Raw genomic sequence first — 6,542 nt, forward strand, 5'->3', positions numbered from 1 at the left:
CGGTCACCTGCGCGCTGCCCAGTTCCGGGTCCTGGCGCAGCCGGGCGCCGGCGACCGTGCAGGCCAGCTGGTCGACGGCCGTGCCGCTCAGTCCGGCGGCGGCCGGCGGGAGTTCGACGGTGACCGTCGCCCCGTCGGTCCGGATGGTGGGCGCGGCGCCGGCCGGCGGCAGTTCGGTCGTCAGCCCCCGCTCCCGTTCCCCGGGGTCGGGGCCCTTGAACAGGATCAGGACCGTGCCGCCGAGTTCGGCCCCGCCGGGCAGCGTGCGGGGCACGGCGACCAGGGAGCCGTGGGAGACGAAGTAGAGCGGGACTGTGGTGAACGGCAGGGCCCCCGGCTCCTTGGGTGCCCGGGTGGCGCCCGGCGACTCGACGGCGTCGGTGGCGCCCGGCGGTTCGAGGACGCCGGTGGCGGGTTCGCCGGCCTCGACCACACCGGTGGCGGGGATGTCGCAGGCGGACAGGGCGAGGGCCGCCGTCAGCAGGGCGGGCAGCAGGCGCCGGACGGTCATGCGCGGGTCTCCTTCGCCGGGTCCCCCGTGCGGTCCACCGCGTCGTCCTGGCGCAGGGGGAGGACGACCGTGAAGACGGCGCCGCCGTCGGGGTGGTTGGCGGCGCGGACGGTGCCGCCGTGCAGGCGGACGTTCTCCGTGGTGATGGCCAGTCCGAGCCCGCTGCCCTCGCTGCGGACACGTGCGGTGTCCGACTTGTAGAAGCGGTCGAAGACGTGGGGCAGGACGCCGTCGGGGATGCCGTCGCCGCTGTCGCGGACCTCGACGACGGCCTGTGCGCCCGCCCCGGGGTCGTCGCGCCCGTACAGGCGCAGGTGCACGGGGGGACGGCCGTGGCGGAGGGCGTTCGCGACGAGGTTGGCGACGACGACGTCGAGGCGGCGCGGGTCGACCCGGCCGCGCAGGGTGCCGGGTTCCGGCAGGGCGGTCTCGACGGTGCGGGTCCAGCCGCGGGTGGCGAGGGTGCGGCGCACGGACTCGGCGAGGTCGATGTCGTCCAGGTGGAGGGCGGCCGCGCCGGCGTCGAACCGGGAGATCTCCATCAGGTCGTCGACCAGGCCGGCCAGTTTGGTGGTCTCCTCGCTGATGAGGCGCACGGCCGTCGCGGTGTCCTCGTCCAGGCCGGCGGCGTCCTCGTCCAGTACGTCGGTGACCGCCGTCATCGCCGCGAGCGGGGTGCGCAGCTCGTGCGAGACGTCCGCGGCGAAGCGCCGGGCACCGGCCTCCATGCGGCGCAGTTCCGCGACCGACCCCTCCAGGGCCTCGGCGGTCTCGTTGAAGCTGCGGGAGAGTTCGGCGAGTTCGTCGGTGCCCTGCACGGCGAGGCGGGTGTCGAGCCGGCCCTCGGCGATGCTGCGGGTCGCCCGGCGCAGTTCCCGTACCGGGCGCAGCACTCCGCGGGCGGCGAGCAGGGCGAGGACGACGGCCAGGGCGAGGGCGGGCACGGTGGCGCGTTCGATGGCGGTGACCAGGGCGTCGACGTAGCCCTGTTCCTCGTTCTGGGGCACGGTGAGGTAGACCTCGAGCCCGGACGCGGCCTCGGAGGTGACGTACGGGCCGGCGAAGGTGACGGGCATGCCGACGACGAGGGCGGACCGGCCGCCCCGCGTCACCCGCTGGAAGACGGTGGCGCGGCGCGAGCGCACCGACTCGCGCATGCCCGGGGACAGTTCGCCGAAGGCGTCGCCGGGGGCGGAGGTCGCGTCCAGCTCGCGGTAGACGGCGAGCACCCGCCAGTTCTGGGAGCGTCCGCCGCGCGCCACGTCGGTGGCGAACGACTCCAGGTCCGACCGGTCGGGCGGGAAGCGGTAGTTGGGCACCAGGGTGTTGACGCGGTCCCGGAAGTCCTCGATCACCGTGTCCTGGCTCTGCTGGAGGATGCCGGTGCGTGCCTCGCGGAAGGTCAGCGCGCCGGTGGTCACCGTGGCCGCGGCGGCGACGAAGGCGAAGGCCACCACCAGGCGCAGGCGGAGCCCGCCCAGTGCGCGCGGCAGCTTCACCGCCCTCACCGGGGGCCGAAGCGGTAGCCGAAGCCGCGCACGGTGTGGATGTGGCGGGGCTGGTCCGCGGGCTCGCCGATCTTGGATCTCAGGCGCTTGACGCAGGCGTCCACGAGCCGTGCGTCCCCGTGGTAGTTGTGCTCCCACACCGCTTCCAGGAGCTGCTGGCGGCTGAAGACCTGGCCGGGTGAGGCGGACAGGGTGAGCAGCAGCCGCAGTTCGGAGGGCGCGAGGGCGACGGGCCGTCCCCGGTGGGTGACGGTGAGTCCGGCGCGGTCGATGGTCAGGTCGCCGTGCTGTTCGGTGCGCGGGCCGCCGTTCTCGTCCGGCGGGCCGCCCGAGCGGCGCAGCACCGCCCGGATGCGCGCGTCCAGGACGCGGGCGCGGACGGGCTTGACCACGTAGTCGTCCGCCCCGGCCTCCAGTCCGACGACGACGTCGGCGTCGTCGCCGCGCGCGGTGGCCATGATGATGGGCACCTGGTCGTGGTCGCGGATGCGGCGGCACACCTCCAGTCCGGACATGCCGGGCAGCATCAGGTCGAGGACGACGGCGTCGGGCCGGAACGACCGCATCTCCCGCAGTCCCTCCTCGCCGGTCGCGGCGGCGGCGACCTCGTGTCCCTGGCGGCGCAGGGCGAGGCGGACGCCCTCCCGGACGGCGCGGTCGTCTTCGATGATCAGGACCCGTGGCATGGGTCTCAGTATGCGTCGGGGCGAACGGGTGTTCGCGCGCGGGCGGGTGGCTGTTACAGGACGGTCCACAAGCGGTCCACCGGCGATCACATGTCCCGGGCACGCTGCGTGATCATGAACGCGCACCGATCGACGTCCTCACCGTCCGCCGGCCCGGCCCGCCGGAGGCGGGGCGGGAGACGGGTCCGCCGCGGGCGGGGTCTGCGGGCGCCGGCCCTGTGGGCGGGACTCGTGGCCGCCGTCGTGCTGCTCGTCGGAGGGCTGGCCGTGAAGGAGAGCACCTCCGCCTCCGGCCCTCCCGCCGCCGCGTCGGGTCCGGTCACGACGGTGGAGCCCCGGCCCTCCGTCGGCGCCTCCTCCCCGGCCGGACCGTCCGCGACGCCGGGCGCCACGGCCGAGGACGAGCCCGAGGACGAACCCGATGCCGTGCCCGGCGGCTCGGGGAGTCCCGTCTCGATCCCGGACTCGGGGCCGGGGACGTTCACCACCGCCGGGGGCGGCGGCGACCGGGTCGGCGGGAGCGGTCGCACGCTGACCTATGTCGTCCAGGTCGAGGACGGCATCGGGCTGCCGGCGCGGGACGTCGCCGGCGAGGTCGAGCGGATCCTCGCCGACGAGCGGGGCTGGACGGCCGACGGCGAGGCGGGGTTCCGCCGCGTGTCCGGCGGCGCGTCCGACTTCCGGGTGCGGCTCGCCACGGCGGGCACGGTGGACGACATCTGCGGGCAGTACGGTCTGGACACCGGCGGCGAGGTCAACTGCAACGTCGGCCAGGACGTGATGGTCAACCTCAAGCGGTGGCTGCTGGCCACGCCGTACTACGCGGACGACGTGACGTCGTACCGGGCACTCATCGTCAACCACGAGGTGGGGCACTTCCTGGGCCACGGCCACGAGGGGTGTCCCGGCCCGGGGCGGCCCGCGCCGGTGATGATGCAGCAGATCAAGGGCCTGCACGGCTGCACCACCAACGTCTGGCCCTACGACGAGGAGGGCACGCGGATCTCCGGTCCCGCCGTCGCCTGACCCGCACTCACCCGCCCGGCCGGGACGGAGGGCACCGTCGGCCGTTTCGGGCGCGCGCGCCACGGGCACCCGTGCCAGGTTCTGAAGGGGCACCGGGAGACCGGGCGCCGCGAGCGACGAGGGCGTGGAGGTACGGGATGACGGAGGAGAGCGCCGGCGCCGCGCGGTCCGGCGGCCGGCAGGGGCACGCCCACCGGCTCTCCGGACCGGAGCCGGACGTGGCGGCCGCGGCCGGCCACCCCGATCCCCCGCCCCGCGTCGGCTTCTTCACCGACACCTCCGTGTGCATCGGCTGCAAGGCCTGCGAGGTGGCCTGCAAGGAGTGGAACGCCGTGCCGGAGGACGGTCTGCTGCTCACCGGCATGTCCTACGACAACACGCAGGGGCTCGGCGCCGACAGCTGGCGGCACGTCGCCTTCATCGAGCAGCGCAAGCCGCTCGGCGGCCAGGAGCCGGGGGCCGGTCACTCCGACGTGGACGTCTTCGAGGCCGCCCGGACCCTGGACACCTCGCCCTCCTCCCCCGGCCCCGGCTCCACCAGCCCCCCGCCGGGAACGGCGCCCGCGGCGGCCCCGGCCGGCGAGATCTCGCCCCTGGCGCCGGACGGGCGCACCGAGCTGCGCTGGCTGATGTCCTCCGACGTGTGCAAGCACTGCACGCACGCCGCGTGCCTGGACGTGTGCCCCACCGGGTCCCTGTTCCGCACCGAGTTCGGCACGGTGGTCGTGCAGGAGGACATCTGCAACGGCTGCGGCTACTGCGTGCCCGCCTGCCCGTACGGCGTCATCGACCAGCGGGAGGGCGACGGACGCGCCTGGAAGTGCACGCTGTGCTACGACCGGCTCGGCGTCGGCATGGAACCGGCCTGCGCGAAGGCCTGCCCGACCGACTCCATCCAGTTCGGCCCGCTGGACGAACTGCGGGAACGGGCGGAGTCCCGGGTCGCGCAGCTCCACGCGGCCGGGGTGGCCGACGCCCGGCTGTACGGGGAGAGCCCGGACGACGGGGTCGGCGGCGACGGCGCCTTCTTCCTGCTGCTGGACGAGCCCGAGGTGTACGGGCTGCCGCCCGACCCGGTCGTCACCACCCGCGACCTGCCCTCGATGTGGCGGCACGCGGCGGTGGCCGCCGCGTCCCTCACCGCGATGGCCGTCGCCGCTTTCGCCAGGAGGCCCCGATGAGCGGTTCGGACGTCACCCCCGACGGCGTCCGGGGCGCTCGGCCCGGACGCGACGCCACGACGGGAGCGCACGCCGGGCGCCGTCGGCGCCGCCGCGGGCGCGGTGAGCAACCGATGGTGCCGCGGGCCGAGTTCTCCTCGTACTACGGCAGGCCGGTGCTGAACAAGCCGCGCTGGGCGGCCCTCGACATCGCGGGCTACCTCTGGCTGGGCGGACTCGCGGGCGCGTCGTCGCTGCTGGCGGCCGGCGGGCACGCCACGGGGCGTCCGGCGCTGGCGCGGACCGCGAAGCTGGGCGCGGCGGGCGCCGTCTCGCTGTCGCTGGGCGCGCTGGTGCACGACCTGGGCCGGCCCTCCCGGTTCCTCAACATGCTGCGCGTCTTCAAGCCCACCTCGCCGATGAACGTGGGCTCCTGGCTGCTGGCCGGTTACGCCCCGCTCACCATGGCCGCCGCGGCGGCCGACGTGAGCGGCCGGTTCCGGCCGGCCGGGGCCGCCGCCACCGCGGGCGCCTGCGTGCTCGGCCCGGCGGTCGCCACGTACACGGCCGTGCTGCTGTCGGACACCGCGGTGCCCTCGTGGCACGAGGGCTACCGGGAGCTGCCGTTCGTCTTCGCCGGGTCCGCGGCGACCGCGGCGGCGGGGCTGGCGCTGGCCGGTGTGCCGTCGGCGCAGACGGGGCCCGCGCGCCGCACGGCGGTGCTGGGGGCGGCCCTGGAGCTGGGGGCCTTCCGGCTGATGAAGCGGCGCATGGGGATGGTGTCCGAGCCGTTCGAGCAGGGCCGGGCGGGCCGGCTGCTGCGCGCGGCGGAAGGGCTCACGGCCGGTGGCGCGGTCCTGGGGGCGGTGGCGGGCCGTCGCCGGGGCGTGGCGGCGGTGGCCGGTGCGGCGCTGCTGGCGGGCTCCGCCGCGCTGCGGTTCGGCGTGTTCCACGCCGGGGTGGCGTCCGCGGAGGACCCCCGGTACACCGTCGTCCCGCAGCGGGAGCGGCTGGCGGACGGCGGGGCGGCAGAGGAGGATTGAACCGCCGGGAACGGGACACCCGCTCCGGCGGCAGAGCGCACCGGGTCAGGACGGAGGACGGCATGGGCGTACGCACCTGGATCGACTCATGGCCGGTCTACCGCCAGCTCAAGGGCACCGACCCCCTCGGCCGCGGCGCCGCCGCCAAGAGCGGGGCCAGTGAACGGCTCACCCCCCGGGTGGCCTCGGCCGACAAGGTCGTGAAGTCCGTCTGCCCGTACTGCGCGGTCGGCTGCGGCCAGAACGTGTACGTCGAGGACGGGCGCGTCACCCAGATCGAGGGCGACCCCGACTCCCCCATCTCCCGGGGCCGGCTGTGCCCCAAGGGCTCCGCGAGCCTCCAGCTCACGACCGGCGGCGCCCGCGAGCAGCACGTCCTGTACCGGCGCCCGCACGGCACCGACTGGGAGCGCCTGGACCTGGACACGGCGATGGACATGATCGCCGACCGGGTCGTCGAGGCCCGGCGCGCGGGCTGGCAGTGGGAGGTCGACGAGACCCGTACCCGCCGCACGCTCGGCATCGCGAGCCTCGGCGGCGCGACGCTGGACAACGAGGAGAACTACCTGATCAAGAAGCTGTTCACCGCGCTGGGCGCGGTGCAGATA

At 75.5% G+C, this 6,542-nt stretch carries 6 protein-coding genes and 1 pseudogene; 4 read left to right on the forward strand and 3 right to left on the reverse strand.

Going from position 1 to position 6,542, the window contains the following annotated elements; translation table 11 throughout:
- The 3 genes from GTW67_RS07280 to GTW67_RS07290 all read right to left on the reverse strand — a co-directional run.
- Positions 1-511 (reverse strand): hypothetical protein (locus tag GTW67_RS07280; protein ID WP_161163980.1); only part of this gene is annotated, 511 nt, incomplete at its 3' end.
- Positions 508-2,004 (reverse strand): ATP-binding protein, encoded by a 1,497-nt coding sequence (locus GTW67_RS07285; protein WP_161163985.1) that lies wholly within the window; start codon positions 2,002-2,004, stop codon positions 508-510. The genes GTW67_RS07280 and GTW67_RS07285, both read right to left, overlap by 4 nt.
- 11 nt (positions 2,005-2,015) lie before the next feature.
- The gene (locus tag GTW67_RS07290) at positions 2,016-2,705 is read right to left on the reverse strand and encodes a response regulator (protein ID WP_161163981.1); all 690 of its coding nucleotides are present in this window, start codon (positions 2,703-2,705) and stop codon (positions 2,016-2,018) included.
- Between the two features lie 231 nt (positions 2,706-2,936).
- Here GTW67_RS07290 and GTW67_RS07295 point away from each other — a divergent pair, with 231 nt between their 5' ends.
- The 4 genes and pseudogenes from GTW67_RS07295 to GTW67_RS07310 all read left to right on the forward strand — a co-directional run.
- Positions 2,937-3,731, forward strand: a complete 795-nt coding sequence (locus tag GTW67_RS07295; RefSeq protein WP_524539754.1) for a DUF3152 domain-containing protein — start codon at positions 2,937-2,939, stop codon at positions 3,729-3,731.
- 137 nt (positions 3,732-3,868) lie between these two features.
- Positions 3,869-4,912, forward strand: a complete 1,044-nt coding sequence (locus GTW67_RS07300; RefSeq protein WP_161163983.1) for a 4Fe-4S dicluster domain-containing protein — start codon at positions 3,869-3,871, stop codon at positions 4,910-4,912.
- Complete coding sequence (gene nrfD / locus GTW67_RS07305; protein WP_202436925.1) at positions 4,909-5,934, forward strand: NrfD/PsrC family molybdoenzyme membrane anchor subunit; 1,026 nt, start codon at positions 4,909-4,911, stop codon at positions 5,932-5,934. Before GTW67_RS07300 ends, nrfD begins: the two co-directional genes overlap by 4 nt.
- A 62-nt stretch (positions 5,935-5,996) precedes the next feature.
- Positions 5,997-6,542, forward strand: a pseudogene (locus tag GTW67_RS07310) (formate dehydrogenase); the annotation flags it as partial.

Source organism: Streptomyces sp. SID5910 (genome assembly GCF_009862125.1).
Classification (GTDB): Bacteria; Actinomycetota; Actinomycetes; order Streptomycetales; family Streptomycetaceae; genus Streptomyces.

Coding starts and splice junctions, on each gene's coding strand:
- GTW67_RS07290 (WP_161163981.1), bottom strand. CDS start 2,705: ATGCCACGGGTCCTGATCATCGAAGACGACCGCGCCGTCCGGGAGGGC.
- GTW67_RS07300 (WP_161163983.1), top strand. CDS start 3,869: ATGACGGAGGAGAGCGCCGGCGCCGCGCGGTCCGGCGGCCGGCAGGGG.
- nrfD (WP_202436925.1), top strand. CDS start 4,909: ATGAGCGGTTCGGACGTCACCCCCGACGGCGTCCGGGGCGCTCGGCCC.